At 57.3% G+C, this 26,083-nt stretch carries 22 protein-coding genes and 3 pseudogenes; 14 read left to right on the top strand and 11 right to left on the bottom strand.

Going from position 1 to position 26,083, the window contains the following annotated elements:
• Positions 1 to 286 precede the first annotated feature (286 nt).
• The 3 genes and pseudogenes from repA to repC all read left to right on the top strand — a co-directional run bounded on the left by repA (position 287) and on the right by repC (position 3,942).
• Positions 287 to 1,476 (top strand): annotated as a pseudogene (gene repA / locus P6U16_RS27595) (plasmid partitioning protein RepA).
• A gap of 84 nt (positions 1,477 to 1,560) precedes the next feature.
• Positions 1,561 to 2,556, top strand: coding sequence for a plasmid partitioning protein RepB (repB, locus tag P6U16_RS27590; RefSeq protein WP_277705043.1), 996 nt, complete (start codon positions 1,561 to 1,563; stop codon positions 2,554 to 2,556).
• 156 nt (positions 2,557 to 2,712) lie between these two features.
• Positions 2,713 to 3,942 (top strand): plasmid replication protein RepC, encoded by a 1,230-nt coding sequence (gene repC, locus P6U16_RS27585; protein WP_277705042.1) that lies wholly within the window; start codon positions 2,713 to 2,715, stop codon positions 3,940 to 3,942.
• A gap of 642 nt (positions 3,943 to 4,584) precedes the next feature.
• Here repC and P6U16_RS27580 read toward each other — a convergent pair.
• Positions 4,585 to 6,078, bottom strand: a complete 1,494-nt coding sequence (locus P6U16_RS27580; RefSeq protein WP_277705041.1) for a hypothetical protein — start codon at positions 6,076 to 6,078, stop codon at positions 4,585 to 4,587.
• Between the two features lie 226 nt (positions 6,079 to 6,304).
• Here P6U16_RS27580 and P6U16_RS27575 point away from each other — a divergent pair, with 226 nt between their 5' ends.
• Positions 6,305 to 6,679, top strand: a complete 375-nt coding sequence (locus P6U16_RS27575) for a VOC family protein (protein WP_168300219.1) — start codon at positions 6,305 to 6,307, stop codon at positions 6,677 to 6,679.
• A gap of 131 nt (positions 6,680 to 6,810) precedes the next feature.
• Here the strand turns inward: P6U16_RS27575 and P6U16_RS27570 are convergent.
• A pseudogene (locus P6U16_RS27570) lies at positions 6,811 to 7,674 on the bottom strand (site-specific integrase); the annotation flags it as partial.
• A 139-nt stretch (positions 7,675 to 7,813) separates the two neighbouring features.
• On the opposite strand from P6U16_RS27570, the pseudogene P6U16_RS27565 reads away from it, so the two are divergent.
• Both P6U16_RS27565 and P6U16_RS27560 read left to right on the top strand, forming a co-directional pair.
• Positions 7,814 to 8,952: pseudogene (locus tag P6U16_RS27565) on the top strand (RHE_PE00001 family protein).
• Positions 8,953 to 9,425: 473 nt separating this feature from the next.
• Positions 9,426 to 10,055 (top strand): hypothetical protein, encoded by a 630-nt coding sequence (locus P6U16_RS27560; protein WP_277705040.1) that lies wholly within the window; start codon positions 9,426 to 9,428, stop codon positions 10,053 to 10,055.
• Positions 10,056 to 10,581: 526 nt separating this feature from the next.
• On the opposite strand, the gene P6U16_RS27555 is transcribed toward P6U16_RS27560, so the two are convergent.
• Complete coding sequence (locus tag P6U16_RS27555) at positions 10,582 to 11,046, bottom strand: LuxR C-terminal-related transcriptional regulator (RefSeq protein ID WP_277705039.1); 465 nt, start codon at positions 11,044 to 11,046, stop codon at positions 10,582 to 10,584.
• An 879-nt stretch (positions 11,047 to 11,925) separates the two neighbouring features.
• On the opposite strand from P6U16_RS27555, the gene P6U16_RS27550 reads away from it, so the two are divergent.
• The 3 genes from P6U16_RS27550 to P6U16_RS27540 all read left to right on the top strand — a co-directional run bounded on the left by P6U16_RS27550 (position 11,926) and on the right by P6U16_RS27540 (position 17,325).
• Positions 11,926 to 12,891: a hypothetical protein gene (locus P6U16_RS27550; protein ID WP_277705038.1), complete on the top strand. Its 966-nt coding sequence runs from the start codon at positions 11,926 to 11,928 to the stop codon at positions 12,889 to 12,891.
• 166 nt (positions 12,892 to 13,057) lie between these two features.
• On the top strand, positions 13,058 to 13,987 hold the full coding sequence (locus P6U16_RS27545) for a PD-(D/E)XK nuclease family protein (protein WP_277705037.1): 930 nt from the start codon (positions 13,058 to 13,060) through the stop codon (positions 13,985 to 13,987).
• On the top strand, positions 13,984 to 17,325 hold the full coding sequence (locus P6U16_RS27540) for a UvrD-helicase domain-containing protein (protein ID WP_277705036.1): 3,342 nt from the start codon (positions 13,984 to 13,986) through the stop codon (positions 17,323 to 17,325). Before P6U16_RS27545 ends, P6U16_RS27540 begins: the two co-directional genes overlap by 4 nt.
• Here the strand turns inward: P6U16_RS27540 and P6U16_RS27535 are convergent.
• From P6U16_RS27535 to P6U16_RS27505, 7 genes are all read right to left on the bottom strand, one after another.
• Positions 17,309 to 18,727, bottom strand: a complete 1,419-nt coding sequence (locus P6U16_RS27535) for an AAA family ATPase (RefSeq protein ID WP_277705035.1) — start codon at positions 18,725 to 18,727, stop codon at positions 17,309 to 17,311. The genes P6U16_RS27540 and P6U16_RS27535 overlap by 17 nt on opposite strands.
• A complete protein-coding gene (locus P6U16_RS27530; protein WP_277705058.1) occupies positions 18,714 to 19,631 on the bottom strand; it encodes an AAA family ATPase in 918 nt (305 codons plus the stop codon). Before P6U16_RS27530 ends, P6U16_RS27535 begins: the two co-directional genes overlap by 14 nt.
• A complete protein-coding gene (locus P6U16_RS27525) occupies positions 19,631 to 19,792 on the bottom strand; it encodes a hypothetical protein (RefSeq protein ID WP_277705034.1) in 162 nt (53 codons plus the stop codon). Before P6U16_RS27525 ends, P6U16_RS27530 begins: the two co-directional genes overlap by 1 nt.
• Before the next feature lie 200 nt (positions 19,793 to 19,992).
• On the bottom strand, positions 19,993 to 20,427 hold the full coding sequence (locus P6U16_RS27520) for an AAA family ATPase (RefSeq protein ID WP_277705033.1): 435 nt from the start codon (positions 20,425 to 20,427) through the stop codon (positions 19,993 to 19,995).
• 198 nt (positions 20,428 to 20,625) lie between these two features.
• Positions 20,626 to 21,072: a GNAT family N-acetyltransferase gene (locus tag P6U16_RS27515; protein WP_277705032.1), complete on the bottom strand. Its 447-nt coding sequence runs from the start codon at positions 21,070 to 21,072 to the stop codon at positions 20,626 to 20,628.
• Between the two features lie 226 nt (positions 21,073 to 21,298).
• Positions 21,299 to 22,018 carry an RES family NAD+ phosphorylase gene (locus P6U16_RS27510; RefSeq protein WP_277705057.1) on the bottom strand — a complete coding sequence of 240 codons (720 nt, stop codon included), beginning with the start codon at positions 22,016 to 22,018 and terminating at the stop codon, positions 21,299 to 21,301.
• Entirely contained in the window at positions 21,999 to 22,388 is a 390-nt protein-coding gene (locus tag P6U16_RS27505; RefSeq protein WP_277705031.1) for an MbcA/ParS/Xre antitoxin family protein, read from the bottom strand. The genes P6U16_RS27510 and P6U16_RS27505 overlap by 20 nt, the downstream gene beginning before the upstream one ends.
• Before the next feature lie 140 nt (positions 22,389 to 22,528).
• Here P6U16_RS27505 and P6U16_RS27500 point away from each other — a divergent pair, with 140 nt between their 5' ends.
• Genes P6U16_RS27500 through P6U16_RS27485 form a run of 5 tightly spaced genes read left to right on the top strand, consistent with a single transcriptional unit; the run spans position 22,529 to position 24,749 of the window.
• The gene (locus P6U16_RS27500; protein ID WP_277705030.1) at positions 22,529 to 23,188 is read left to right on the top strand and encodes a multiubiquitin domain-containing protein; all 660 of its coding nucleotides are present in this window, start codon (positions 22,529 to 22,531) and stop codon (positions 23,186 to 23,188) included.
• Complete coding sequence (locus tag P6U16_RS28640; RefSeq protein ID WP_349017768.1) at positions 23,148 to 23,414, top strand: DUF6791 domain-containing protein; 267 nt, start codon at positions 23,148 to 23,150, stop codon at positions 23,412 to 23,414. The genes P6U16_RS27500 and P6U16_RS28640 overlap by 41 nt, the downstream gene beginning before the upstream one ends.
• The gene (locus P6U16_RS27495; protein ID WP_349017770.1) at positions 23,321 to 23,914 is read left to right on the top strand and encodes a DUF6791 domain-containing protein; all 594 of its coding nucleotides are present in this window, start codon (positions 23,321 to 23,323) and stop codon (positions 23,912 to 23,914) included. Before P6U16_RS28640 ends, P6U16_RS27495 begins: the two co-directional genes overlap by 94 nt.
• Positions 23,899 to 24,348 carry a hypothetical protein gene (locus P6U16_RS27490; RefSeq protein ID WP_277705028.1) on the top strand — a complete coding sequence of 150 codons (450 nt, stop codon included), beginning with the start codon at positions 23,899 to 23,901 and terminating at the stop codon, positions 24,346 to 24,348. The genes P6U16_RS27495 and P6U16_RS27490 overlap by 16 nt, the downstream gene beginning before the upstream one ends.
• A complete protein-coding gene (locus P6U16_RS27485) occupies positions 24,345 to 24,749 on the top strand; it encodes a DUF6527 family protein (RefSeq protein WP_277705027.1) in 405 nt (134 codons plus the stop codon). Before P6U16_RS27490 ends, P6U16_RS27485 begins: the two co-directional genes overlap by 4 nt.
• A 235-nt stretch (positions 24,750 to 24,984) precedes the next feature.
• Here the strand turns inward: P6U16_RS27485 and P6U16_RS27480 are convergent, their stop codons facing one another.
• Entirely contained in the window at positions 24,985 to 25,728 is a 744-nt protein-coding gene (locus P6U16_RS27480; RefSeq protein WP_277705026.1) for a hypothetical protein, read from the bottom strand.
• Positions 25,729 to 26,083: the final 355 nt, after the last annotated feature.

Genomic DNA, 26,083 nt, shown 5'->3' with positions numbered 1-26,083 from the left:
AGCCGTGGCCGGATATCCGAACGCGGTGCGACAATACGTGTGCAAAACTTCAGTCAAACTCTGCAGATCTGCAGTTATGGTGTGCTGTACGAAAACACGAGAATCTGCCTAAGTATTCGAAACCTATTGGGGATTCGGCTTGAATGCGGAATCCGTGATGCGCGCGTTAACTTCTTGTTAACCTTAAATCCCTTGCAGCGGCGCGGGAATCGCGGGATAGTTTCGCAAATGATGGCTCTGTGGCCATTTTTTCGAAAATGAAGCCCTCCGGGATATAGTTTGCAAAATGAGCCATCCGCAGCCCAACAGATTTGATATCGAGATTGCCCAGCAGGGAGCAAAGATCTCAAATGCGTTGCATATGCTGCGCAGCCAACAATATCCCCCGGACGCTAAGAAGGGATTACGCAAGTTTCAGCTGGGAGAAGTCGCGGACTTCATCGGGGTCACTCAAAGCCATCTACGGCAAATCCACTTGGAGGGCAAAGGACCCGAGGTTGAGTCGGTCGGTGGTCGGCGATATTATACAGCTGATCAGATGTTGGAGCTTCGAGACTATCTTGAAGCCAATAAAAAGTCCGACAAGCGATATTACGTTCCCCGGCGTCGTGAAGGCGAGCCGATGCAGGTCGTGTCGGTGGTAAATTTCAAGGGCGGAAGCGGAAAGACTACGACCGCTGCGCACCTTGCACAATATCTTGCGCTCACCGGCCATCGCGTACTTGCGGTCGACCTCGATCCACAGGCATCGCTGACGTCCCTGTTCGGGATTCAGCCAGAACTTGATGACACGGCCTCTCTGTACGAGGCGCTTCGTTTCGATGATGAGCGGAAGTTCATTTCGGAAATTATCCAGCCAACCAACATTCCCGGCCTTGATGTAGTTCCTGCAAATCTGGTCCTACAGGAATATGAGTATGACGTGCCCCTGGCAATCTCCTCCAAGAAGGGAGAGGACGGTCGGTTGTTCTACATGCGCATCTTCAATGCGCTGAAGCAGGTAGACGACAGATACGACGTGGTCGTTATCGATTGCCCCCACAGTTGGGATACCTAACGATCACCGCGCTTATGGCTTCGACAGGCATTTTGATCACTATCCATCCCCAGATGCTGGATATCATGTCGATGAGCCAGTTCCTGATGATGTTGGGCGGCATAATGGGTCCGGTCGCAGAGGCCGGCGCCGAGATGCGTGTCGAATGGTTCCGCTATCTCGTCACGCGCTTCGAGCCGACGGACATCCCGCAGGCACAGATGGTCGGGTTTATGCAATCAATGTTCGCCCAGCAAATGTTGCGAAATCACGTTCTAAAATCGACGGCCATCTCAGACGCTTCGATAAAGAAGCAAACCTTGTATGAGGTAGAGCGAGGCGATTTCGTCCGTTCTACCTATGACCGGGCAATGGAGAGCTTGAACGCGGCCAACGGCGAAATCATGGAACTAATCCACGGCGCATGGGGGCGGAAATGACGTATTTGTCAGCCGTTTTTTCGCGGGGATTTATATATCATATCAATCCTTTGTCGACGTTGAAAGCGAGTTTGGAGGCCGGCTATGGCGCGTGAAAATCCTTTTGCGAAACTGGACATGGCATCCATCGCGTCTAACCAGACACCGACAAAGCCTGGCTACGGCATGACGGGGGCAGCGAAGACTGTCGTTCGCTCCATTGAGGACCTGGCGGAGAACACCAAGAAGCTGATGGAAGGCGAGGTGATCGTGGATCTGGATCCGCGATTGATTGACGTTTCCTTTGTCGCCGATCGCCTTTCCGACGATGGCGAGGAGTACCAGGAGCTCAAGCAGGCGATCAAGGAGTCCAGCCAGACAACGCCCATTTTGGTGCGCCCCAGTTCGTCAGATAGTCAACGCTTCATGGTCGTCTTTGGTCACCGCCGTCTCAAAGTTGCCAGAGAGCTTGGAATTCCGGTCAAGGCAGTTGTCAAAAAACTAGACGACATCACGTCCGCAATCGCCCAGGGGCAAGAAAATTCCGCCCGTTCAAACCTATCGTTCATCGAGCGTGCGTACTTCGCACAGAACCTGCTTGCGTCCGGAATGACGAAGGATGTGGTTCGCTCGTCGCTCGCGATCGATGAGGCGATGCTTTCAAAAATGCTCGGTGTCGTGGAGGCCGTCCCAGCCTCGATCCTCAAGGTGCTCGGAGCGTCCAAGAAGATCGGACGCGACAGGTGGCTGAGCCTCCGTCAATTGCTTCTCGCCCCTGCCCTCTTGAAGGTAGCCACAGAGCGTACGGCAACCGCCGAGTTCATCGAGCTGACGGAGGACGAGCGGTTTGAAGAACTTCATGACTACCTGAAGCGCTACAAGGTCAAATCGGCTGCAAAGAAGCCCAAGGCCGTTGTGTCCGGGAAAGATTGGACCTCGAGTGACGCTTCACTGAATTTCGTGATGAACGCCAAATCGAAGAAGGTTGCGATCGAGCTTTCGAATGTCGAAGCGAAGCCCTTCAGCGAGTGGCTTTCAGCCCACATGGATCGTTTGTACGACGAGTACAGAGGATCGAAGCAGGAAAACAACGGAGACTGAACCGCAAAAGAAAAAGGCCCCCAAACGGTAAACCGTGGAAGCCTCTCTCGTTATCTGTAGCAAGATCGAGAATCGCATTTCCCGGAATCACAGTCAAGAGTCTTGGCACCGATTTGGTGAGCAGATTTCTTTTGCCTAAAGAAAGGTGAGAGAGAAATGCAGACGGGACATGTAACGACGCCCTTTGGGCGGCGGCCGATGTCGCTTGCCTTGGTCAAAGGCCAAATGGCGATCGCGGATTCAAATCCAGGCGCACGTATTGAAAAGTGGAAAGTGTTTCGCGACGTTTGCGAGGCGCGGGAACGCTTCGGCCTACAGGATCGAGCGCTGGCGGTTCTCGATGCGCTTTTGACGTTTTATCCCAATGGGGAGCTCGACGCTGAACACGGGCTTGTCGTGTTTCCGTCCAATGCGCAGCTATCCGTACGCGCTCACGGGATTACGGAAACCACACTCCGCCGGCAGCTCGGGTCACTTGTCGATGCCGGACTTATACAGCGCCGCGACAGTCCAAATGGGAAGCGCTACGCGCATCGCAATCGAGACGGTGAAATCGAGCAGGCATACGGTTTCGATCTGACGCCGCTTTTGGCTCGCGCCAAGGAGATCGCGGTACTGGCGCAGGACGTCGCGGCGGAACGCATGCGCTTCCGGAGAGCCAAAGAAGCGATCACGATCTGCCGACGGGATGTGCGTAAGCTAATCTCGGCTGCGGTAGAGGAGGGTGCGTCAGGTAACTGGGGGGACGTGGAAACGATGTATGTCGGTATCCTCGGACGGCTTTCGCGCTATCCAGACAGAGCACAGGTCGAAAAGACGCTCGATGAAATGGAGCTTCTACGCGAAGAGGTACTCAACATTCTGGAAACTCAGTTAAATACCAAAAATATGCATGGCAATGCCATCCAAAATGACCGCCACATACAGAATTCAAAATCCGAATCTATAAATGAATTTGAACCTAGCTCCGAAAAAGAGCAGGGCGAAAGCTTGCAGGAGGAGCCACAGACGAAGAGTGTGAAGCGTGAAGGGCCTAGCCGAGTTGTTGAACCGATTAACTCGTTTCCGTTGGGCATGGTTCTTCGAGCCTGCCCACAAATTTTGGACTATGGGCCAAACGGCGGCATATCGCATTGGCGCGAGCTGATGACAGCGGCCGTGGTGGTCCGCTCAATGCTCGGCGTAAGCCCATCAGCCTATGAGGAAGCTTGCGAGGCCATGGGTCCTCAAAATGCCGCAGCGGCGATGGCGTGCATTCTGGAACGCTCAAACTTCATAAACTCGGCCGGCGGTTATCTACGCGATTTGACCAGGCGCTCGGCGCAGGGCGAGTTTTCACTCGGTCCGATGCTGATGGCGCTATTGAAGGCAAACGGAGAGGGGTAAGACGGGCGGGATGACACACAACGGAGCGCCCTGATGGGTCCACACTGCTGTTTGCTCCCCCGACGCACCTGGAAAAAGTTTGTCTTGTCAGCCGTTTTTTTTGAAGTTTCCAATTTGTTTACAGCAGCTTACAGGGTTTGAGTGGAGTGGCGCTGGACGGTTCACCGTCTCCGGGCTTCGCTACGTTCGTTCATAGCAATCTCTATCTCGACTCGCGGGATCGAGAGAAGAGCCCTAGGAACTCCCCTGGCGCTCCGTCTGCCTTAGTGACCAAGGCCTCCAGAGGATCTCCAATACGTAATGCCAAGAGGTCGTAAGTGAACCAGTCGGCAAATGCGCGCGATGCTGTTGCGACAGTGTCGCGGGCCAGCCTCGTGCCGGTGCCACCCTGGTGGAAAGCTAAAGCGGAAACGAGGTGTGTCGGGATCACTGGGACACCTCGACCGCCGAGCATCGGACCCTGAAAAAGGAACACTGATGAATTGGTTTGTTTCATCAGGTCGCTCATTTGGGTGACTTTCAATTGGAAAGAATGATGCCACCGAACATTCGTCTTCAACGACTTATCGCGATATAGTCTTTTCGCCTGGACCAGAGTCACTCGTCGTCCAAGGGACCGGCCATCGAGAAGCGGATCGACAATTAGGCACAAATCCGCAGAGAAACTTTTGCTTTCTTGATGCCAGCGGCCCCTTCTTCCGCCTTGTCTACGGTTCGATAACGCATACTGACGCTTGCGCGGCGCGGTGAGGATGCCGCTCTCGCAATCGCTTCTAAAGAAAGGTCCAGTGCTGCAAATCCAGTTGAAAGTGACTCAAACATCATTGCCAGCAACTTCTCTTCACCCTCCTCGCTGTGATCGAGGTATTCCTTACCGAAGCGCATCTCCACTGCGCTTGCGGTTTTCTCGATAAGCCGTTCGGCGATCCGATCACCAAGCCAGGTTTTGGGCTGCTCCTCGTTAACAGGGAAATGAACGCCAATCTCTGCAAGGCTCTCCATCAAACTACCGCCTGCGCTTGGCAGGGATACGTCCCGCTCTAGGCGCGCTCCGAAGGCCGCTCGCCTGACCGCGTCTGCCCCGTATCCGACCATCCTTTGTGGATGACCGGAAAGATCTCTCATGAAATCCTTATCCGCTGGTCGCACTAGCCTCGTTACCGCGAACTGAGCGAAGTCGGTTGCCCTCCCGCTAGGGAGCCACAGTAGGAGCTCGATCGCAGCGAGCCGCAAATTCTGATCGTGAGCGCACGCGTCAGCAATGCCGGCGACATAGGCAGCCCGGGTCTCGGCAGACCGGCTCAGCAGGCCCGCTGAAGAATAGGTTTCATCCTCTTCCAGCAGATCGAGGAGACCTGCAGCCAACGCGCGAATTTCGGTCTCTTTCAGCACCTGTCGATCAAGCTCGGCAAAGGCCTCGGCATTTTCTGTCGAGGTTTTGGACGGATCGATCGACTCGCGATCTGTGAAAGGCTGCTCGGCGTGCTTTGGCGCTCCCAGAACGATCGCAAACAGCTTGATCCAAGGCGTCCATCCAAGGCTCCGACCCGCGGCGGAAAACAGAACGACGTAGACGTGCTGCCAATCTGACCGCGGATCCTGTCTGAAGCGCTTTATTGCAGAGACGAGAAGCACTCGAACCTTCTGAAGTGATTGAACTTCAACCAGGCGAAGGGCTCGGCACGCGCTGTCTGGTGAAAAATGGTTGTCGTGGGCGATCCGTGTGGAGAGGACGGACAGGAAAGTGGGATCCTCAGCGAGGATCGGAAGCGCCTCAAACATCGCAGTCGAATAGAGATTGGAGAGCGCGATCTCGGACAATGGAACCGCAAAGTCAGACCAGCGGGGAATGACGTAAGCTGCGACCAACTGCCTGAGGGTGGCTGCCCGCTGGGGATAGTTATACCGATGCCGTCCGATTTCAGTAATCAGCGCGCTGACGACGGCTGGGCTTATCAATTCGTCAGCGCCGGGGCGTGTGATCTCACCGACTGCTTGTTCCATGTGATCGAGCGTGATTTCAATCCGGTTGCCGATGCTAAGTTGACGTCGACCAAAAGTTCGATGCTCCGGACAAAGAATGGCGATAGCACCTTCTAGATTTGGATAATTCGTCTGTCCCTCAAGCTTCGGCATGGATCAACCTCTCATTTGCATTTCACAGCTGCGCACCCGCGATTTAGCATCTAATAGCCGATGAGCTGTGTGTGAGCGATAAAACGCCGGCGACGTTTTCCTTTATGTTGACGCACCGGTTTTTTGGGACTCTTTGAAAATATCGAATGCGCGAGAGATTGTCCGCTCAAAGCAGTTACGTTACCCGATGTCTGGCCCTTGTTGGGTGCCTTATTGGAGATAAAGCATGTTCACCCACGTCATGATTGGAAGCAACGACTTGGAGCGGGCCAGAAGCTTCTATGATGCCACGTTCGCTGCATTGGGAGGCAAGCCCGGCGAGATGGATGCGAGAGGCAGACTGATCTATGCCCGCGAGGGCGGCCGGCTGATGATCACGAAACCGATCGACGGTAAGCCGGCGACCGCGGCAAATGGTGGGACCATAGGTATCGCCGCGGCGAGCCGCGACCACGTTCTAGCGTGGCATGCCGCCGGAACCGCGTACGGTGGCACAGCGATCGAGAGCTCGCCCGCGGAGCGTCCGAACGGTTCATTCGTCGCATATCTTCGCGATCCTGACGGAAACAAACTGACCGCGCGGTCTCAGCCGACGAAATGAGACATGCGTAAGCAGAGCCAGTGAGCAGCGCTATCGGTGTTCTAGCAGGCGAGTAGGCGTGGGAACGTCGGCTTTGCGGGATTTCGGAGAGGCCAGGCCATATCTACGACCGCGTCGGCAGACGTCGGTCTTTAAAGAAGTCGCGCAGCTCGCCCGCTGCGCCGAGTTGCGCTGTTGTAATAGCTGGAGGCTTGCTGAACCGATCGATGGCGGGATTGCTCCATGGCTTCGGGCAGCGGAATACCTCTGTTCGCCGCTTCCGTCAGGTATCCTGATCGCAGCCCGTGCGCCGAAAACTCCCCAGGCTCCAGCCCGGCCAGTTCCACCCGCAGCTTGATGATGGCATTGACCGACTGCGGATCGAGCGCCCGCTTCGAAACCGTCCCCCAACGTCCGATCCCCCGAAACACACTGCCACTCTCGATCTTGGCCACCGTCATCCAGGCATTCAGCGCCTCCACCGGCCGACCGGTCAGATAGACGATGTCGTCCTGCTCGCCGGTGGTGGTTTTGGTGCGGCCGAGATGGATGGCAAGACAGGGGAGGGAGGGCCGTCCGGCACCTCGATCGGCGGCGCGACGGCCAGCTGCTCCACACGAAGCCCAGCGATCTCGCTGCGCCTTCGGCCGCCGGACGCAAACGCGACCATGAGGATCGCCCGGTCCCGCAGATCGCGCAGGCTGTCGGTCGCGCAAGTCGACAACAGTTTTGTCAGGACGTCACCGGTAACCGCCTTGGCGCTCTTGCGACCCCGCGTCCGGGGAACGGCGCGCACGGCAAGGCGAATGGCGGACTTGAGGGCAGGCGAGGTGAAGGCGCCGTCTAACCCGCGCCATCTGGTCAGCGTGGCTCGTCGCGGCGCTCCATCGGCAGCACGGCGGCGATGGTGTCGAGCTCTTCGACGCGCCGCTCGACGGCGGTGAGGGATGTCTTGGATTTGGCCACGGATGCTCCAAAATCGCTGGTTTCGGCGGCCTCCAGGGCCGTGATTTGCCCCGATTCTTGCTGATTTGCGGCCGCAGATCAACTACCATCGATAAGCATTACTTATCGATGGTTATGACCTCGACCCACGAAACTATGCGGTGACGGACACAAACTATACACTGGTGTCCGTATAAGAAATCATTTACCATGATTTCAATGTCTTACGATTTGGCGAAATTGCCCATCCAGACCCTGCTGCGGCCGATATCGGACGCGGGCTCAGCTTTGTCCCGTCTCGACGAGCGCATTGCCCGTTCACCGGTCGGTGAGGGTTTTGTCGAACGCTCGCATTTCACCGACGCCTGCGCTTCGCTGTGGATCGATGGCGAACTTGTCCACCTCGAGGACCTCGTCCTCCACGACGCCACGAAGGATATTCGCACGCCGACCCACGAGCTGACCATCGCCCGCGATGTTCTGCGCACCCGCCGGCGCATTGCTGCGCAGCCAGCTGGCTGGGCGCTCAGTCCCGATGGCCTGCGCTCCCTCCGCGGGCACGACTTCGCCGCCGGCGCGCCTGCAGCATCTTCGGGTGCGAACGGCAAAACGGCGGCCGCAACGCAGTCAGATGTCGATGCGGCCGGAGACCATGACGATCTCGGTGTGGGGCTCCCCGGCGTCGACTACGCCGCCATTGACGCGTTGCTTGCCCGGTCGGACGCTGCCATCGAAGAGGCGAAGAAGCCCGGCCGCGCCGGCGCCTCGGAAAAGGATCCGCTGGTTTACGATCTCGACTGGGACGAGGACGAGCGGCTGGAAGAATGGCGCGGCGTGTTGCGGCAGACGCAAGACCTACCCGCAGTGCTGCAGGCGGTGGTCACCCTCGATGCCTGGAATGAATTGTCGGTGCTGCAACATGCGCCCTGGCTCGGCCGGCTGCTGTCCGCCTCACTCCTGCGCCAGGCCGGCATCACCACCGGCGCACATCTCGCGGCGATCAACCTCGGCCTGAAAACTGTCCCCGTCGATCGCCGCCGGCATCGCGACCGGGAGGCCCGGCTCCTCGCGATTGCGCACGGTTTCCTGGCAGCCGCAGAGCTCGGCCTTAAGGAACATGATCGACTGGCGCTGGCGCGAAAAATGATGGAGCGAAAACTGGTCGGGCGGCGCACGTCGTCAAAACTTCCGGGGCTGATTGAACTGGTGATGTCGCGGCCGCTGGTGTCGGCCGGGATGATCGCCAAGGAGCTTGCCGTCACGCCGCGGGCGGCGCTGCGCATTGTCGAGGAGTTGGGTTTGCGCGAGATGACGGGGAGGGGAGGTTTCGGGCGTGGGGAGTTCTGTAGCCGCGATCGCGGCCAGTTTAATGGCCTTTCCCGCCGCGCCTCCCATAGTCGACTAAGCCGTTGAGAACAGCGAAATGGCGAGCGTCTCCTAGCGCAATAATCTGCTATTCGTGAGCTCTCTGGCAGCGGGAGAAGGGTCCATAAGCGATGAAAAACATATTGTGGACCGCTCAACGGCACGGGCATGATTGGATCGATGCGGACGTAACTGCCGCGATCGAATGGTTTACATCACTCGTTCCCTCCGCAGAGTGGGAGCGTCGCATGGCTAATGTTGATGCTGTATTTGAGTCTGCAAAAGGCGACTGGGCGGAGGGACGAAGGACGCCGCTATTCGATCCGAAGGACCTTGTTGGTTGGTACATCCACCAAGCTAGATGTTATGCGGATCCGGCCCGGCGACCTAATTTTTCGAGCCTGAGGGATTTAGGATCGCGCCGGTTTTCAGGCGTCTTGGTCAGCTGCTTCCATCCTTGAAACAGATCATAGGCGCCGAGGAACGAGCCTCTCGTCTCATGCAAGAGGGCAGGGCTCAGCCGGACGATGCGATTTACGAGATGTTGATTGCAGGGGCATACCGGCAAAGAGGCTGGCAACAAGTCTCGTTCGTTCCTGAAACGCCAGGGCTTCGAAAGCAGCCCGACATTTTCGTGAAAAGAGGCCGAAGTGAGTGGGCCGTGGAGTGCAAACGTGCCGGCCGGTCTGGGTACGCCCGCGACGAAAAACTCGCGGGCGAGCGTATGTCCGCGGCCGCGCACGAAATTTCGAGGCAAGCTGCACGGCCTCTCGTTATCATGGTTCATTTTCGAGCTGAACTCGCGGGACTCGGCGACAACTATCTCGCAGAGAAGGCGGTGGCCTTCACGGGGGGCAGCTCGCACTTCTCGTGGGCGGACGAAGGCGGCACGGGAGTTGTCGTGGAGGTTCCTTGGCATGCGCTGCGTCAAGTCCTCCGAACAGATGACATCTATTTTGGCGGCAGCAGAATGATTGAACTGGTGCTTGGCAACTATAACCACTCGGTCGACTATAACATGGCAGGGGACTGGAGCCCTGCCGAAGGTCGCCCCTGCACGCCGCATCTGTACATCATCTCAGCTTAGTCGCTTGGAAAAGTGAATCGTTTGAAGCGGCTCGAAGAAAAGCACAGCACTTTCGTGGCGTCGTCGGAAGAGCTTCAGAGCAGCTGCCCGGCGATCGTCCTGGCGTGATACATGTCGGTTATGAAGCGTCAGGTGGAAATTCTGTCGATGGTTTGCGACATCAGCTTAACAAAAGCGAAATGAAATCCTTCGATGAAGGAAAGAGCCGTCTGCGTTGGGTCTACGGGAATTACTTCATGCCTGAACGCGTAACCGACCGGAACGAAAGCGCGGCAATCAGCGAGACAATGGCTTGGTATCCAATAGGGTCGTCAGGTACCCGAGAACCCTTGAAAAGCCACATGCTTTTCGTGGACGAGGACGGGAAACCTAGAATGCATTTTTTCGCTGAAGCGCTATACGATTTTACCGGACGGCTGCGCTCGACATTCATTTAGACGTTTGACCGCTCGAATTCTGAAATGCCTCTTGCCGACGGCGCTCATCCAATTTTCGGACGAGGCCGATGACGCGCATGAATATTGTTCTAGGTATTTGGTGTGTCCGACAGGATTTGACTACGAATACCTGCGACGTACCACTTGACTGTGTGCTCCGAAATTCCAAGCATTTCCGCAATGTCGCGTTCAGTCTTTCCCGACGCTACTGCTTCCATCACTTCCCGCTCGTTCTTGGTAAGCCTGCCAATCCAGACAGCTTCAAGCATATTCTTTTCGGCGGCTTTGGATACTTTTTGGAAATGACTATCGATCGCCGCGTCCAGCGCTTTGGCGGAGGAAGCCAACTGCGGGTCATCATAGGTCGCAGCCGGACCTATGTTCGACGTAACGATGGATGCCAGTGTCGGAATCAATAGCCCGCCATCGATTAGCTGCCGAATTGCCTCGCCACGGCTTCGAATCCGGTGTGCGAAAGACCAATCGTCCACAGCGCGAAGCTCGGATTCCGTGAGCATGATTGTAATTCGCTGATCTTTAAGCTCTTTTTCCATGCACGGAAAATATCATAACTTTACACAGTTTATCAACCCCATTGACGGCGAGAGAGCTTGGCTTTATAAAGTTAATAACTTTAGCAACTTAATAGGGCGGGTTATGACGCTGCTACAAATTGCCTACCTCATGATCGCTTTGTCCTACGGCTTAGCCGTGTTCGCTCTTTTTCTCGGGCATTGAAGCCGAGAGATGGCCTGGCACGAGGAAGAGCATGTCCGGGTGAGATCATGTTGCTGGTCAGGGTCTACGAGAATTGGATAAGGTAACCGTGAAGCAATGCGGGGCCTCTTACCGTTCGAGGAATTCATGACGCTGAGAACAGTTCTAGTTGACGGTCCACTGGCTATGCGTATGCGCAGGTTTCAGGCTGCTGAGGCTCACGCGCTTGGGTGTCAGATTCTGACGATACCTTTAATGGCAGCTCGGCTCGCTGGTGGTTTTGTCGTGCCTGCCTCTGAGGAGAGTTTGCTTTCATCGATCAGGGCGGCTCTGGACGAAGATGGCTTTGAAGAGCTGGGTAAGGTCTCTGACCTGCCCGGGATGGCGCGAGCTGTACTAAAATCGCTGAATACTTGGTGGCTCTCTGGGCTTTCCGTGCACGACCAGATGAAAGGCGCACGCCTTGCCGACTTTGGGCTCCTTGAGTGCCGTGTCCGCAAGGGCCTGCCCCCGGAGTGCTGGTTCCACCGGATCTTGTTTCTGCGGCGGCGGCTCGGGTTCAGTTCGGCCCTGCGATTTTCGGGCCGATCGACATAGACGGGATCGTCGACATTGCGCCCGTCTGGCGTCCGCTTATCGCGTCACTCGCACGCCTTTGTCCTGTGCGATGGATCGGATCCAAACATAGCCAGAGGGGCTGGTTTGAAGGGGAAAGTGTGACCCGCGAATTTATCACCGTTCAACGCTCTGCCGCGGAGGTCTGTGCCGATCCTCGGAGCGAGGCGATGGAGGCTCTTCGATGGGCAAGGGCTTTGCTTTCCGGAGGCGGTATTCGCGCCAACGAGATCGCCATTACCGCGACCCAGCCCACCGTCTGGGACGACCATTTCCTTGTCCTTGCAAGGGAGGCTGGGCTGCAGCTGCATTTCACCCACGGCATCCCGGCGCTTGCGACCCGAGAAGGGCAAGCCTGCTCGGCTCTCGCCGATATCCTTTTGAAAGGTCTCAGTCAGGAGCGCGTCCGGCGGCTGCTGCGACGTCTACCGAAAACGCCTGCTAGAGACGCGATCCCGGACGACTGGGTAGCTAAGCTGCCACGCGGAGCCGCTCTCACCTCTCTAGAGAACTGGCGTCACGCGCTCGAACTCGGTCGCGCACACCGTAAGGACGGCGAACGCGCCGAAACGGGCCTCCTCGATGTGCTCTCGGAATTGTCGAAGGGAACAGACGCGGCTGAGTCGTCCGGTCTCCTCCTCTTACGGGGCAACTCGCTTGCCCTTTGGCAACAGGCCTTGCGGCAGGCGCCGGCACGGGCGGTGGATCTTTCTTTGCAGTCACTGCGTGTCGCCGATGGGCTCGATCCCGGCAACTCCATCGTTTGGGCTCCGGCCCGCCATCTCGCAGCCCTGCCTCGTAGCCACACACGCATGCTCGGTCTTACGGGTCGATCTTGGCCAAGGGCTGAAGACGAAGATCCGTTGTTGCCCGGTCACCTTCTTGAGCGGCGGCGGCTGCGGCCCGTTTCTATAACCGAGGAGGACCGGCGTCACTTCGAGATCATTGCCGAGCAGTGTGAAACCCTCTCTGTCCCGCGCCCAGCGAAGTGCGACCGGCACTGTTCAGGCTGCCAGCGCGCTCTGGCCCGCGCAGAGCGCCGTTCTGGGCCGCAATCGTATCCCTGAACATGCCTTCAGTGAAAGCGACCGATTGTTTGCACGCCCGGCGGACGCAGGCAAAAACCCTCAGGTCAGATCCAGCCGTGCGAGTTGGAGGAATTGGCAGGATGGAGAACGGCATACGCAGCACGACGGAGCGATCCGGCCAAACCATCCGGCGATTGATGCTGCATTGAGTGATGTCCAATCAAGCACGTCCCTGCAGCGGCTTCTCTGTGATCCCCTGGGCTTTGTGTGGGAATATGCCCTTGGTTGGTCCGTTGTACGTCTTGAAACTGAACCGTTGTCGCTGGATCAGCGCGCTTTCGGAGAGCTTGTGCACGGATTGATCAGCGGGGTGATTAATGACCTCAGTACCAGAGGTAGCATTGGCAACAGCACTGGCGTCGATATTGCCAATGCCCTGGAAAGACAGGTTGGAATTCTAAAGCATTCGTGGCCTCTTTTGCGGGCCGTGCCGCCGGGCTTGCTGTGGCTTCACACAATGGAGGAGGCACGAAAACGAGCGTTTCGTGGGCTTGTTGACCGGCCGGTCGGCTGCAACAGCATCACCTGGAGCGAAATTGCGTTCGGAGATGCCAAGGAGGCCACAAAGGGTCCCTGGTCCAACAGCTTGCCCGTGCAAATTGGCCAGTCGGGACTCGTGCTTCGAGGTCGGCTCGACCGGCTCGACATCGAGGGTTCTACGGGTACTGCTTCGATTACCGACTATAAGAGCGGGTCTGCCCCTGCGAAGGCCTCGGCCGTTGTTTTTGGTCAAGGTGCGGAGTTGCAGCGCGTGTTCTACGCGCTCGCCGTTCGGGCGTTGCTTCCTGAGGCGCGGCGCGTGGTGTCTTGCCTTACTTATCTGGCGAACGAGCCTGCAGCTTCCTTCGAAATATCGGCTGAAGATCTCGATAAGGCGCTGAGCGCCGCGGCGGGGTACACAGCGGCAGCTGCCGATATCCTGCGTGGAGGACTTGTGGCTCCGGGACGACCAAAGTCGTTCTTCGATCAATTAACGCTGGCGCTTCCGGCAGACAACGAGGCGTATCGCAAAACGAAGCAACGCGTGTTTGCCCAGGCGAATGCAAGCCTCGACAGGCTGTGGAGCAGCGTATGACTATCCCGGATATCGCGGCGCGACGACAGGCCCTCACCGACTTCGAAACCAACATGCTGGTTGAGGCAGCGGCCGGAACGGGGAAGACCTCGCTTATGGCAGGCCGTGTCGCGCTCATGCTGGCCAACGGATTTGATCCCGCAGGCATTGCCGCGATCACCTTCACGGAGCTGGCCGCAAGTGAACTCGAGCACAAGATTCGCTGGACCGTAGGAGAGCTTCGGGCCGGCCGCACGCCGCCTGCGTTGGGCGGGATCGTCAACCTGCCGCTCAGTTCGGAGCAGATTTCCCATCTCGCCGCTGCTGCGCCGCGGATCGATGAAGTCACAGCAACGACCATTCACGGTTTCTGCCAGGCCGTCCTTCAGTCTCACGGGCTGGATGCTGCTCTCGATCCTGGCGCCCGCGTAGTTGACGAAAGTATCGCCAACTCGATTTTCGACGAGGTCGTGTCAGCTTGGCTGTACAAGCGACTCGACAGACAGGATAGCGATGAGGATCCGATTGCCGTCCTCTCGAAAGACGACCCGCTCACAATCATCAGGCAGGTCAGAGAGCTTGCCCATCTTCGGCAGTCTCACTTGGACGCGAGCGCTCCACCCCCATTATTGGATGAGCGCTTGGACCTCGAGCTGGCTCAGACGGTGGAAGACTTTGCGAGATGGTATGCAGTCTCTCCGGGCGACGCATGGACAGCCGATCTCATCGGCGATCTGCAAATCCTTGCCACCTTCCTGGCAGGGAGCTTTGCAACGAAACAGAGCTTTGCGCAGCTATGGCACTTTGCGCACCCGCCGCGCATAAACATGATGCGCAAGCGATCTATCGATCTATTGCCGTACAAGCGTTTATCCGCATGGCGTGGTGCCCACGGGGCCGAGCGGGGCGAGGTGCTGGGAAGAGAGGCGGCCGCGCATTATGATCGTGTCGTGAAGGCCTACAGAGCGCTGGTCGGATGTTTGGCACAGGCCCTCATGGCATCACTCTCCTCGTCGCTCGACAGTGTGCTCTATTCCTATGCGAAGCGTAAGCGCGAATCCGCTGTGCTCGACTTCGACGACCTCCTTCGCCTAGCGCGTACGCTGATCTGCGGAAACGAAGCGATCCGCAACTCGGTCGCGGTACGCTATCCCTACCTTCTGGTTGATGAGTTTCAAGACACCGACCGCCTCCAGGCAGAGATGATTTTCTGCCTGGCAGCCGAGGCGTTGCCCTCCCAGTGGCATAAGGCGGTACTGCGAAAGGGATCTCTTTTCCTCGTCGGTGATCCGAAGCAGGCAATCTATCATTTCCGGGGCGCCGATGTGGAAGCCTATCGCCTTGCAAAAGAGGTGATGATCAGCTCAGGGAATGGCGAGGTGATCGAGGTCACCGCAAATTTTCGTTCCCGTGCGCAGATAATCGATCACGTTAACACTGCCTTCAAGGACGTCCTTAACGCTCCCGATCAACCTGGTTTTGTACCTATTGCGTCCACGCGCCGCCTTGAGGCTTTGGCGCTGCCGGCCGCCGCAAAACTGACGGTCGACGTCTTGCGCGACGCCTCAGCTGGGGACCAGCGGGAGGCTGAGGCGTCTGCGGTGGCAAGGATCTGCAAAGGGCTCATCGGGTCGCTGAGGATCATGGAGCCCGGAAAGGGTGAACGGCTGCTTCGCGCGGGAGACATCGCGCTGCTTGCGCCGACCTCTGCCGATCTTTGGCGCTATGAGCGGGCTCTGGAGGCGGAGAAGATCTCTGTCGCGTCTCAAGCTGGAAAGGCCCTGTCCCGACGCCAGGAGATGCAGGACCTGCTTGCGCTTGTGCGGACCCTTGCCGATCCGTTTGACACTCTCGCCTTCGGCGCCTTGATGCGAGGGCCGCTGGTCGGATTGTCTGACGAGGAACTCCTCGACATTACCGCGACCCTGCCGCCAAATGAGAATGGCCGAAGATGGTTCCATCTAAGAACGTCTCCGGGGGACGTTGCCCATCCGCTTGCCCGGGATATTCTGGAACGACTGCAGGGGCTCTCCAGACTCGCCGCAGAGACTACACCGATGCAGTTGCTCGCCTTTGCGATCGAGCGCTTAAACCTTCGCGTGGTGATGGCCGCTCGTCACGGCAGCCGCAACGCCCGGGCACTTGCCAATCTCGATGCAGTTGTTGAGCTGGCCCGCCCCTATGCTGTTCAAGGACTGCGCGCATTCGCACTCGACCTGCAGCAGGGATGGGAGGCAAAACGAAGGCAGTCGGAGGGGCGCATTGACGCGTCGGAAGATTCGGTGGAACTGGTGACGATGCACAGCGCCAAGGGATTGGAGTGGCCAGTCGTTATCCCGATAAACTCCTCGACACAGTTCAAGCGCGAGGATCAATTTGTCTACCGGCAGTCCGACGAAACGCTGCATTGGATCATCGGTGGTATCGCGCCACCCGATCTTGCTGGAGCGCGCAAGGAAGAGGCGGAGCGGGAAGCGCGACAGCGCGAACGGCTCTGGTATGTTGCGGCAACACGCGCAAAGGATCTTCTGATACTCCCGCATTTGCTTGGCGCACCCGATCTGTCCTGGTCAAGAGTAATGGATCTCGGGCAGGGCCGGCTTCCCGAGATTGACCTAAGCGTACTGCCGTCTCCAGTTGTCATTGCGCCCACCGTCGTTGTGAATACTCAGACGGAAGACGTCTTTGCGGCCGAGCGCGAGCGGGTCGCAGCGGCTGTGCCCCCAATCAAATGGACAAAACCGAGCGATCATGACCCTGACCGCACCATGGATCTCGGCGAACCATTTGTGCTTGGCGAGGGGAGCGACGGCATCGCTTTGGTCGAGGGTGCCGGCGTGGTTCGTGGCAATGTGCTGCACAAGCTCATGGAAGAATTACTAACTGGGGAGCTTACCCCCGACGAAACAGCGGTCGTACAGCGCGCGACTACCTTAATGGTACAACTTGCGTCATTGCTCACTGACAAAGATCGAGCGCTTCCCGATCCGCAGGAGCTTGGCGCCACAGCGCTGCGCACGTTCCGACTCCCTGAACTCCGGCCACTTATGCTGAGTCTTGTCCCGGAGTATGCTTTATGGATGGCACGACCGTCGGGGTATCTGGCGGGCAGGGCAGATGCCGTGTCATTCCAAGAGGAAACCATTTCGTGCGTCATCGACTGGAAATCGGATATTCGTCCTTCAGCCGCCACCCACGCCGATTACACCTCGCAGCTCGCCGAATATCTAGAAGTGACCGGAGCGCCAAGAGGTGCGATCGTCTATATGAGTCTTGATAGGGTTGTATGGATCGAAAACCCTGGCGTGCTGAACGAGCGCTCCGAGGGTTCCGCTGTTCCCATCATGCTCCCGGATTAAGGATGGGGGACCGCGAGCAAACAAGTAACCGCTTCGAACCCCTTGTCATGGCAACATACAGGTTCTTCGCATCGAGCCCGTCGGCGTTGAGAATGACAGAGATTTCGGCCTCAAGACCCTTGAGCAAAAGGGTGCTGCCTACCGAGCGCTTTGCGAGCGGTCGTCCAATGAGGCGTGTCTGCTCGCGGATCGTAATCGTTGCTTCGCTCAATGAGGGGCCGCCAGTTGAGGCGCAGAGCTGAAGCGCTCGTTGCGCGGCGTAAAGCACATTTGGGCGATAGCACCGAACACCGCCAGCGCGGTTGATCGCGGCGAGAAGTTCTCCCGCTCGCTCGCAGGAGCGCTCAGCATCGAACAGCATGGCGTGAGTCTCGATGTCCGTCGGCGCGCGGTCGATGGTGCCGTCTCGCATTCCACGAATATTGTCCACCAGTTCGTCGGCGCTAAACGCGCTCATCAGGCTCTCGGCAAATTTGGCCACCGTTTTCAGGGCATTCGCCCCATCTAGATCCAGATTACTGCCAAAATCCGTGAGATCTTGTAGGTTGACCGCTTCGACGGTGACGGCGCCGGGTATCTGACTTGCGAAACGACGTTGCCCGCGCGGATCGGTACTATCACCGATTATCAGCACCTTGGTGTCTCCCGGCGCGTCAACGGCGCCGGCTCGCAACCGAATGCCGTCATCGTGTATTCCGTCAAGTGGGACCCACTCAACCCCAGCCGGAGTGGTCCTGAGATCTATCGGCCTGCCGGCAACAAGTTCCGCTCTCAGAGCGAGCAGCCATTCTCCGAGCGCTTCAGAGCCGGCGTTGATCCAGCGCCATGGAGTCGACAATTCCCCTACAACGGGAAAGAACTTGAGCACTTCGTCCTGCCAGAGAGCCAGTCGGTCGTCTCCGAAGCCGAAGATCGACTGGAGATTGTCGCCCAATACGACCGTGGGCAACGTCTTGGCTGCCCAGCCGACCACGTAGTGCTGGCGAATGGAGCAGTCCTGATATTCATCCACGAAAAGCCGGTCATAGCTCGCGGCGAGGATGTCATTGATGTGCCCGGCTTTGATCAGACCGAAGGCGGCTTCCCGGATCACGGGGTAACTCGGTCTTGCACGCGTGATTATCGAAGGGTTGTGGCCTGCTCGATCCGGGAACGTGGAAATCAACCTAATCGCCCAACCATCGATCGTAGCAAGCCGGTATGAGCTGGGCTTGACGCCCGCGCGATCCAGGCGTCCCCGAAGCGCGGCGACGCCTGCGTTGGTATGCGTTAGCACGAGGATTGGCTTGTCGCCCGCATGCCGTCCCAGGGCGTCGGCAATCAGTTGGGTCTTGCCACAGCCCGCAGGGGCGATCACCAGCCCGCGCGGGATCGCAAGCAGATCAATCTCAACGCCCGCCATCTGCGATCCAGTCCAGCAGCGCGTCGACCACACCCGTCAGATCGTCGTTGGATTTGGCGAAAGCAGGCCCGACGATGTCACGTCCGGCCCGCTCCATGACGCTGAGCGTTTTGAACCAGCCATACTTCGCAGCCGCGTCACCCAGAAATTTGCGGCTGTCCGGTTCGAGATCACCGACGAACGCCTCGATCTCAATTGCCTGGAGAGTCTTCGCTTCCTTGGAGATGGTTCTGATGTGGGCCGCGACCAGCGTCTCTTTTACCTCGACTGCAAGGGTCAGCAGCTCCATCGCCGCGCTCTCTGGCAAGCTCGCAAAGAGTTCCTGCTCAAGCGCACGTTCGTTCGTCCAAACAAATATGCTGCCACCGGCCCGTATAAAAGCTTCTTCCAGGGCAGCCGGCGCTGCCTTGTCGCTATCGCGCAAGATGGCGGTTCTATATCCCAACGACTGAAGGGCCAGTGCCCGAGCAAAAGTCTCGTCGCCGTTACCATTCACGAGCGCCGCGCCGCATGCCGCAAGTGATGTCTCGCCCTGGCCTGTGAAATACTGATCCAGTCCGCGGATGAGCCCGATCTCGCTCGCCCCCTCGCACACTACAATCGACGCTGCCAGCAGCGCATTGGGTTGTAACCGAATCGTGCCTTGCACGTCACCTGCGTTACTCGCGCGAAGTATCTCGTGACCGGCAGCGCCACGTCTGACGATGTGCAGTTGCTGCGCCGACAGCTCGACGATAACGACCGGTGAATGGCTTGTCATGAACACTTGCAATGGCGGATCACTATCCTTCGCACCCAATGCACCGAGAAGGCGCATGATACGATGTGGTTCGAGCCCATGCTCCACTTCGTCGATAAGGATCATGGAAGAGCGCTGTGAAGCCTCCCTCTGTAGTCCTGCGATTAGGAGCCGGGTCGAACCGAGACCGAGCGCGCGAAGCGGTACACCGTCCTCGTCGTGCAGCGAGATCGCACCCCGGAGAATGTCACCGAACCCGCATCGATAAGCGCCCTGACCGATGCCCCGACTGGCACGCCGAGCTGCAGCGCGGCCTTCGTGATCACGGCAAGGGGTTCCTCAAGCTCTTCGGTTTCCTTCTCATTGAACGCCTCACGCAGTTCACGAGCAGCGTTGGACAGCTCCTTTGACGCGTCAGCGCGTTCCTCCGAGATTTTGTTGAGGACGGAACCCCTCCGCCAAGTAAGGTTGCTCTCGCTGGTGTTTCCAAGCCGCGTGGGCGCAAGTCGGGCCCGGTCGGCCCAATTCAGGTTGCGGGTTCGTGACGCAGCGGCAGCTCGTGGCGACACCAGCGTCCACTCAGGCTCGAGGTCACTTTGGACGGTAAGTCGCAAAGTGAGTGCGGTCTCGAGCCCGGCACCCGGCTCAGTCTCAATGGTCCCGCTTTCCGCGTCAAAGCCGACCAAGAATTCACCGTATGTATCGATGTTTTTAGAGGCGCTTCAAGCGCGCCCAGCGTTATCGCGATGCGTATTGGGGTGTCGTAGTTCAGGCCGTGAAAATCCGCATCGGTGAAGGTCAGCGAGCGGCGCGCGCCAAGGCAAAGATCGATGGCATCAAGCACCGTAGACTTCCCGCTGTCGCCAGGGCCGATCAGGCAATTGATGCCCGGCCCGGGGAGCCAACGCAGCGCCTTGATCGCACGGAAATTTTCAATCTCGACGACCCGTATTAACGCCATGTTCCGCCACTGCTGTCAGGGGTTGTATCCTGACATGAGTAAAACACCTAAAATAGACGAAGTGCCAGTGGTTTCGGACATTTACTTTGCTGGGCGGTCAACCGAGAGGACGAATAAGGGATGCCATAAAAAGGCACCCAATAGCGTACGCCACCCATTTAGATGCATGTCAGCAATCGCGAAATGTTCCGGCGTCTATCAAGCCGAGGCTTCCGCGACCTCCCCAGGCGGTACGATCGCATACTGATATACCGTTACATCATTCCCGCTTCTCGCATTTCGAAACGACACTGTTCTCATGAACCCTTCGGATAGGAAAAGCCCTTCACTCGGCTCATTTCCTACCCGGATACTGCATTGCGCGATGCGGCAGTTCATCTCTTTGGCTTTCGTCAGCGCATCTTTCACTAGGCCTCGACCGTATCCTTGTCTCTGAGGCAAATCCTCCGACACGCTTAAGTGCAAAATCTCCGCCTGATACCACTGGACATGCTTCACCTCGATACAGGCAACCACGGCGTCCTTCTTCAATCGAAAGATGAAGTTGGCAGCGTTTTTGAGTACACCGTCAGCCGTGTAGAGTTTGGTAAGCGCATTTCTAGCGTTGATCAGTTCGGCGATCTGTTTGGCGTGGGACCGAATCATAGGTGTGTCCAGCTCTGGCTGATAGATTGATCTGTAACGCTCATAAACCGGTCAGTAGAATAACCCGCACCAGGCCTTGGCAGAGTCTATTCCTACATTCTGGACGAGTTCGGGCTCAGAACGTCCGACGTTCGGACAAATTCCAAAATCCAACCAATCGGGGACTTGGCGGAGTACGCGGAACCTAATCGCAATAGACTCCTCAGGCCATGAAAAACCGTCCCAGCTAGGCCGCCAGAATTTGCTCAGTTCCACTCAACTCGTCCGGATGGTACTCAGCGCCCGAGCCGAATGAATACACGACGCGGACCCGGCTCCCATCCCACACAAACTTGAAATGGTCACGCTGTACCGCGCGCTGCAGTACGTCGGCCTTGAGAACGCTGACACACATCCCCGATGGCCGTTCGGCAGGTCTGAAGAGCACTCCGTCGAAGCCAGCCTCAGCGATCTGAGCGCCAAGTCGGCGGCGCTCAACGAGATCGAGTCTAGGATCCCAATCTAGTCCGTTTGCAAATCGCCCCTTAACCTGCCGAGACAGTTCGCGCATTTCCAAGCCGATCGGCGCTTCGGTAGTCCTGCTGAGGAACAGCTCCCGCTTCCTGACCGAGATCACCAGTGCCGTCTGCATTTCCGCGGCCAGCTCGAGTGCTGGCCGGTCGGCGTCGAAAAAACGGGTGCCCTCGGGGTTCAAATAGGTGAACGGTGCATGATTCCAGTTCTGTAGAAGTGGCCCGTTGGCATCAACGATCTGAGCTCCCTTTGTTATTCGGTCGCGCTCGCGCAGACGAGGGTTGGTGATCGATTCGATCTCGGCGAACTGACTGCTGCGACCGCTTGCGACGCGTGCAAACACATCGACTGTTGGAAAACGCGACGGAATCAACGCGTAGAAAGTCTGATCGATATCAATCGAGGCAATATTGTTACGCGCCACGCTGGGCATCCACGTACTGACGGACACGGTAGATGTCTATGACTTGGCCGCCACGCATCACATCAAGCGCGCTCTGACCGTTGAAGTAGTCATTGGGGCGGCGGATCCATCCGTCGGCGGCGCGTGTGTCAGGAAGAAGAATTTCTAGCGCTTTGTGAATTGCTAGTAGGTGGGACACGCGCTCAACTGTATCCCTCGGAATCGATCCGCCCTCCTTCTTCCATTTGAAGAACGTCGATCGGCCAGGGGAGCCGAGTAACAGCAACTGGTCCTCGGTCGACAGCTCCCACAATTCTGCCAGTCCCTGGAACGCTTCCATAGGTGCCGGAATCGCAGATCGCCCGTCGCCCGTATGAGCGATAGGTTCAATTTTTGCCACGCAAATTCTCCCATTAGTCCAAATTTAGACTTGCAATGATAATTGGTCTTGATATAGACAAGTCCACATCAAGACTCATTCGCAACCTTAGTCCATGGCGGACTTCGGATCAAGAGTCCTAACGATAAAGGAGCACTGTTATGGCCCAAGGTCACAACAAGTTTGAGTTCACCGTTAACGGTGCCCTGCACGGGACCGGCGACAGAATCATTGACGGCAACCAGATTCGCGAGATCGCGGGGCTTCTGCCCGCGAGTAGTTTCGTCCTTATTCAGATCGTCGAAGCAACTGGCCGCTCGATTGGACTGGAGGATGAGGTGAAATTCGATAGCAAAGAGAAGGCCGTTTTCCTTTCGTGGCCGGGCGACCGTATCTACACCTTCACCGTTGACGAACGCGGCTGGGAGTGGGGCTCGGGCACGATCTCAGCGGCTGACGTTTACCGCTATGCCGGGATAGATGAAGATCTCGAGTTGATCCTTGACAGTTCGCACGATGCGATCATTCCCGCTGAAGGAGAGGTTACGCTTAGTGAAGACGGCGTCGAACGCATTCGCAGCCGTGAGGCGAAGACAGTGACTATTAAGGTCAACGGTCGACCTCGCACTGTGCCCAAGCAAAAGCATTCGTATCGCGAAATCGCGCTTCTTGCTTACCCCGACGCCAACTTTGAGAATTTCAAATACACCATCACGTACCTCAAAGGTGTTCACGGCGCGGAAGGTGACCTGGTCGAAGGTGAAAAGATCGAAGTCAAGAATGGGATGGTCTTCAATGTCCGCCGATCTGATAAATCGTGATCCTCATCTAAAGCGGCTGCAGGACGAGGGGTTTGAGCTCGAGATGCGTGATCTCGTTCTCATCGTCCACAGCGTGCCCTATGTTAAGCGGGATATGTTGCTTGGTCGGGGAAGCTCGTTTGCACCGTTTCGCTGGATGCTGAAGGTCTTACCTCTGTCCCGCAGACAGACCACACCATGTGGTTTTCCGAAGAGATGCCATGCCATCGCGATGGCACGCCGATGACCAATATTATCAACAACAGCACAGAAACGACAGTTGGATCGGATATCAAGGTTCGCCACTATCTCTCGTCGAAGCCGGAAGGTACTGGCCTGTACGCCAACATTTACGAAAAGGTGGTTAACTACGAGTCTCACCTTGGCTCTGCGGCGCGGTCACACGACAAGACAGCGAACGCGCGTACGGGGGGCATTGTGGCCAGCTCAGAAGACGACAGCCCTTTCGCAATTCCCGATTCTGCAGCAGCTCGCTACGGAATCGTCCTCGCTAATCGCAAGATTAACGGCCGCATTGCGATCATCGGCCTCGGCGGAACGGGTGCCTATTTACTTGACCTCGTCGCCAAGACGCGTGTTTCCGAGATCCACATCTACGATGATGACCAGCTTCTCAACCACAATCTATTTCGCTCCCCTGGCGCTCCCGAACTGGAGCTGGCAAAGGAGTTTCCCGTAAGGTCTCGTATTATGCGGCTCTTTATTCGCGCATGCACAAGGGCGTGAGGCCGCACCCAATCAAAGTGACGGCTGACAATATCGGTGAATTTTCGGGTTACGACTTCGTGTTTGTCTGCGTCGACAGGGGCTCGTCGCGGCAGGTAATAGCCGCAGGGTTGGTTCGCCTTGGGATTCCGTTCGTTGATACTGGCATTGGTGTTGGGCTTGAAGGGAACACGCTCGATGGTTGCGCGCGCGCAACTTTCGTCGCCCCTGGGACGCCGTGGCAAGACGTGGCGACCCATCTTTCGTTCGGTGACGACGAGGAAAAGGACGAAGTGTATCGCACCGATATCCAGATTGCAGAGCTCAATTCTTTGAACGCAATCTTGGCGATTATGCGTTGGAAGCGCTGGCTGACGTTCTATCGTGATGAGCGCAACGAGAAGAATGCGATCTACATGATCGAGGGCAACTGTATCATGAATAGGAGCGTATGATGCCCAAAGTGGATCGTCTTACCGCAGTCTTCGTCGAAAATATTCCGGAGCAACTTGAAGATGGTGTTCTGTACGTGTCGCGTGAATCGCACGTGGCCCTACATAATTGCGCCTGTGGTTGTGGGGAGGAGGTCTCAACGCCGCTTGTTCCAACGGAGTACGCCCTTGTCATGGAGGACGGGGGCGCATCGATTTGGCCATCGATTGGCAACCACGACTTCACCTGTGGTTCACACTACGTGATCAAACGCGGCCACATCCGGTGGGCCGGCAAGATGTCTCGCGAACAGATTGAGGCCGGACGAGCCCGTGATCGCCTGCTCAAGCGCGGTGCCCAGCCGACGGGGCTTAAGGCCATCCTGGCATGGTTCAAGCGTCTATGGGCCAAGTTCATCGGCTAACACCGTTTGGGCCGGCCGGAGTTTTTGGTCGGCCCAAGCCAGCGCCGTTATTCTAAAAAAGGCAAGCCGTTGTTGTGATAAGCGATTTACGGCTCGGCGAACCGCCAGCGCCTGGATCTGCTTGGATGCGTCATGCCTTGACGAGAAGCTCGCCCAGGCATGCGCCGCCAGGACGAGCTTCTTGTATTCGAATGGTCTGATCACAGTCAGACGCTAGTGCCGATACCCTTGGTCATTACGCTTTTCCTTGGTCGGTGTGAAATTGCTCGCGATATTTGGTCGCAAACCAGAACATGCCGGGCTCTGCGGAAATCGACGGGCATTCGCCTGGGCTGTAGTCGAAATCGGCGAAGCCGGGATCGCACTTCTTTAGCTCGCCGTAAAACCAGCGTGCGTTATCATCGGACTCGCAGGTCGACGCGATTTCCAGACCATTTACGGCAAGCTGGAAAATCCAGGGATGGGCCTCGAGGAATTTCCTTATCTTCCCGAGAACGTTATTCGCCCGGAAGAATGAGACGCTGCTTTCCGGGGTGCGAACGACACCGTCGGCGCCCTTGTATCCGGCTTTTGCCTGTTCTTGGATGATCTGAACCCAGTTGACAAACAGCAGCGTCTGCAGGCGGAGCGTCTCGCTCCGCTTTTCAGGGTCAATCTCCGAGGCGAGCATCTCGTCGGCGAGAGCAATGGCATCGGATGCGATGCTTTCTGCCTTCTGAAACCACAGCGGCCATGTCTCAGCGCCGCCGAACCACGACGCCTTCTTGGCGGAGTGATGAGCCTTCGAGAAATTCGCAAGGACACGCATGTAAGCGTGCTGCAGGCGGAGAACAGGACTCTTGACGTCTTTGTAGTCGTTCAACCAGCCTTCAAGCCGTATAATTGCGTCGACAAGCTCGGGGAGCCTGGATTGGCTTTGGCACGGCTGAATGCCAAGCGTTCCCGATTCAGATAATCGCTCGGCAGAAGCCGAGGGCATTTCTCGGCATGAACCAACGCAATATTCCTAAGCGTACCGGGTTTGCAGCGCGCTGCACGCCTTGGCAAGGTCGTCACTTCTCTGAAGAATTTCGGATCCGTGCCAATAGATGCCACGGTTTCCTCCAAGGTGGAGTGTCGAAAACGAAGTTCTCGAAGGTGGCCGATAACCGTCATGCTGCTCATGATGTCTCCTCTCATAGGATGCAGACGCTCTCGCGAGACGTTCGCAGCACTTTCAATTTAGGTCGGTTATGACCCTCCTAAAAGGGGCTTACTCGTCTTTAGACCCGATCAGCGGGGGTGTCCGAATACGGCGATGCGCCATGAGGCAGCGCCCCTGTTGGGCCTCTGGG

The organism is Rhizobium sp. 32-5/1 (assembly GCF_029537235.1).
Taxonomy (GTDB): domain Bacteria; phylum Pseudomonadota; class Alphaproteobacteria; order Rhizobiales; family Rhizobiaceae; genus Pararhizobium.
The sequence above is the reverse complement of the archived record's forward strand: the minus strand, read 5'-3'. Positions and strand labels throughout refer to the sequence as shown.

Coding starts and splice junctions, on each gene's coding strand:
- repB (WP_277705043.1), top strand. CDS start 1,561: ATGGCGCGTGAAAATCCTTTTGCGAAACTGGACATGGCATCCATCGCG.
- P6U16_RS27480 (WP_277705026.1), bottom strand. CDS start 25,728: ATGCCCTCGGCTTCTGCCGAGCGATTATCTGAATCGGGAACGCTTGGC.
- P6U16_RS27580 (WP_277705041.1), bottom strand. CDS start 6,078: ATGCCGAAGCTTGAGGGACAGACGAATTATCCAAATCTAGAAGGTGCT.
- P6U16_RS27485 (WP_277705027.1), top strand. CDS start 24,345: ATGATGCCCAAAGTGGATCGTCTTACCGCAGTCTTCGTCGAAAATATT.
- P6U16_RS27535 (WP_277705035.1), bottom strand. CDS start 18,727: ATGGCGGGCGTTGAGATTGATCTGCTTGCGATCCCGCGCGGGCTGGTG.
- P6U16_RS27555 (WP_277705039.1), bottom strand. CDS start 11,046: ATGGAAAAAGAGCTTAAAGATCAGCGAATTACAATCATGCTCACGGAA.
- P6U16_RS27540 (WP_277705036.1), top strand. CDS start 13,984: ATGACTATCCCGGATATCGCGGCGCGACGACAGGCCCTCACCGACTTC.
- P6U16_RS27490 (WP_277705028.1), top strand. CDS start 23,899: ATGCACAAGGGCGTGAGGCCGCACCCAATCAAAGTGACGGCTGACAAT.
- P6U16_RS27510 (WP_277705057.1), bottom strand. CDS start 22,018: ATGCCCAGCGTGGCGCGTAACAATATTGCCTCGATTGATATCGATCAG.
- P6U16_RS27575 (WP_168300219.1), top strand. CDS start 6,305: ATGTTCACCCACGTCATGATTGGAAGCAACGACTTGGAGCGGGCCAGA.
- P6U16_RS27520 (WP_277705033.1), bottom strand. CDS start 20,427: ATGGCGTTAATACGGGTCGTCGAGATTGAAAATTTCCGTGCGATCAAG.
- P6U16_RS27500 (WP_277705030.1), top strand. CDS start 22,529: ATGGCCCAAGGTCACAACAAGTTTGAGTTCACCGTTAACGGTGCCCTG.
- P6U16_RS28640 (WP_349017768.1), top strand. CDS start 23,148: ATGGGATGGTCTTCAATGTCCGCCGATCTGATAAATCGTGATCCTCAT.
- P6U16_RS27515 (WP_277705032.1), bottom strand. CDS start 21,072: ATGATTCGGTCCCACGCCAAACAGATCGCCGAACTGATCAACGCTAGA.
- repC (WP_277705042.1), top strand. CDS start 2,713: ATGCAGACGGGACATGTAACGACGCCCTTTGGGCGGCGGCCGATGTCG.